This window comes from Mycobacterium sp. (genome assembly GCF_035653355.1).
GTDB lineage: Bacteria > Actinomycetota > Actinomycetes > Mycobacteriales > Mycobacteriaceae > Mycobacterium.
In genome coordinates, this window is sequence record NZ_DASRBZ010000499.1 from 1 (window position 1) to 3026 (window position 3026).

A 3026-nucleotide genomic window follows, 5' to 3' on the forward strand; every position below is an offset into this window, starting at 1 on the left:
TGACGTCAACTGGCACTTCGACTACTACGCCGTTCGACAAGCTTGGCGTCTATCGCCTTCTGTTCCGCCTGCGCGAGACGCCCGAGTTGGAGAGCTTCTGCGAGGAATTGCTCGGACCGCTCGAACGATACGACAAGGCCCGCGGCACCGATCTGGTGTACACGCTGCAACGCTACCTGGCCTGCAACTGCAACGTGGCGCGCGCCACGGAAGAACTGCACCTGCACAGAAATGGCCTGCTGTACCGCCTGCAACGCATCAGCGAACTGACCGGCGCCGACTTCGGCGACGCGCGCCAGCGCCTATCGTATCATCTCGCGCTGCTCGCCCGCACACTCGAGCCGGGCGACTGAAGGGTGGGGACCGCTACCTTACCGGTCACGCCGGCCGATAGTGCCCTGTGTGAAAGTTCTGATGACGCCATTATTCAGTTGTTCACGCACTATTCTCACACTGCAGTGGCCGGTTCAGTATACTAGCAGTAGCCGCACTGTCGCATCCGGCTGGAGTACTTTGGTCCTGGTTAACATTGGCCATATATCGTTAACATTCCAACGTTCTCGGCCCTGTACGATAGCGGCGATGGCACCCTGCAGCCCGCTGGCCGGCCACTTTGTCCCCGCGTTTCTACCATTGGTGCACATGTAGTAAGGTCACGATGGCCCAACAAGTTCTGCCCCCGCTACCCTTCGAAGAGGATCAGACCAGCGGCTCGGTCGACGCTGAACTGGTTATGCGCGCCCTGCATAATGACGTCGATGCCTACGGGGCATTGTTCGACCGCCATGCGCCGCGCGTTAGCACACTGGCGTTCCATCTGGTCGGCGATCGCACCGAGGCGGAGGATATTACCCAGGACGCGTTCTTGCAGGCTTTGGGCGCCCTGCCGACCTTGCGCCAGCCGGAGGCTTTTGGCGCATGGGTGGCCCGCATCGCCTCGAATATCGCGCTCTCCGTGCTGCGACGCCGCAGCCGCATGCCGCAGGCCGACGACAGTGACGACATCTTCGAGTCCACCGCGGATTCGGCCCGCTGGTCGTCGCCGGAAGATATGGGGCTGGTCTCCGAAGAACAGCTCTCGGTGCGGATGACACTGGATCGCCTCGCCCCGACCCATCGGGCCGCGCTGACGATGCGCGAACTTGGCGGATTGAGCTATGCCGAGCTGGCGCAGGAACTGGGCACGACGCCGGGGGGCGTCGAAGCCTTGCTGTTCCGTGCCCGCAGCCGATTTCGCGACGAGTACGCCAAGGTTACGCTGGGCGCCACCATCACCCCGCCCGCCACGACCTGTCGCGAAGCGCAGAGTGAACTGACCGCCCTCGCCGATGGTGAACTGACGGAAACGCGGCGAACCGCGGTGGTCGCCCACGTGCGGGGGTGCATGAGTTGCACCGCCACGTTGCAGGCCCAACGTGATTCGCGCCGCCTGCTCGTTCTGGTGCCGGTAGCCGTATCGCCCGCACTGAAGGCGGCGACGCTGGCCAAGCTGTCCGCGATGCTCGCGGCGGGCGCCGCCGCGGCCGGTGGTCTTGGCGCGTCGAGCACCACGATAGGTGTGACCGGCGGCTCTGGTGTCGCGGGGACGACGGCGACGGCCGGCACGACCGCCGCGACCGCTGCAGCCGGTTCCGCGGCCGGGGCGTCGAGCGGTATTGCAGCAGGCACCGCGGCGGCAGGTATAGCCGGAGCCGGGGGAGCCGCGACCGCTGCAGGCGCAGCCGGTAGTGCTGCGACTGCAACCGGCGCAGCCGCGGCAGCCGGCGTGGCAGGTGGTGCCGCGGCAGCCGGCGTGGCAGGTGGTGCCGCGGCAGCCGGCGTGGCAGGCGGTGCCGCGACAGCCGGCGTGGCAGGCGGTGCCGCGACAGCCGCCGGCATGGTCGCGGCCGGGGCCGCCGGGGGCGGAGCGACCGCGGCAGCGGGTATCGGCGCCGCGGCGGCCGGTGCCGCCCTGGCCACCGCCGCCGGCACGGCGACAGGCCTGACCGCCGGAGCGGTGGCCACGGCCGGTGCAGTGGTGGCGAACCTGGGCGTTGCCGGTTGGACCGGTGCGGCCGCCGCGGTCGCCATCGCCGGCGCGGTCGCGGCCGGTGTAGTACTGCATACGGCCTCAAATAAAGACCGCACTGCATTGAGCCGGCCCCCCACGGCAACCGCCACGGCTCTACATGTTCCAACCGGAATAGGGCCGAATGTCTTGCTTGGTCCAGGAGGCTCGCTTCAGCGGCATCACGCGCTTATATCGCCGACTCCCGCGGGCACTTCACCCCATAAGACTAATCTGCAGGGCCTCCAGATATTGGCGCCGCGCAACCGTACCCATGCTGCTCATAGGAGTGGCGCTCCTGCGACGGCTTCGGCTACTCCAGATGCCAAAGGGGCCCGTGGCCACGCCCAGCTCGGGGCTACTGCTATACCGGTCGGTGCGGTTGTGCCCGGCGGTCCTGGTGGCGGGCACAGAGCCACGGTCGGTGAAGGCAACGTTTCAAACCCATCCTCCGGTCAGATTGGTCGAACCACGGGCAGGCGAGTTGTGTCGTCGGGCGGATTTTCTGGAGCGGCTTCCCCGACCGTGCAGGCCGTGGGCAGTGCGACGATATTGCCCTCCCAGACTTCAGCCGCGACGCCGGCCACTTCCTCAGGAGGCGTGGCGACCGGCTCCCCGCCGGCCGCTTCTAGCACACCGCCCGCACCACCCACCAACACCTCGGCGATGGGTATTGCTGCTACCGCACAGCCGGGCGGGACTGGCAGCGGCGGGCAGACCGGGACGACCCAGGTCGTCGGAACGCCCGCGTCGCCCTCACCAACGCCGGGCGTGTCCACCGGCGCGCCACCCCCTCCACCCACACCGCCGGGACCAGAGGTTGGTCCATCGGGCGGCAACGAGTCGCTGCCCGCGCCGCCGCCGTCGTTCGCCACCGGCCCGGTGGTATCGGTCGGATACCCGCCGACTACGACGGTTGGTGGAAACGCGGGCGGACTTACGCCGTCGCCCACGCCGGGGGAGCCCGATAGCTCGCAGC

At 68.0% G+C, this 3026-nt stretch carries 2 protein-coding genes; both read left to right on the top strand.

The window, feature by feature from the left end:
* Positions 1–353 (top strand): PucR family transcriptional regulator (locus tag VFA16_RS17195; RefSeq protein WP_324968976.1); only part of this gene is annotated, 353 nt, incomplete at its 5' end.
* Between the two features lie 305 nt (positions 354–658).
* Positions 659–3026: sigma-70 family RNA polymerase sigma factor (locus VFA16_RS17200; protein WP_324968977.1), on the top strand; the 2368-nt coding region annotated here is incomplete at its 3' end.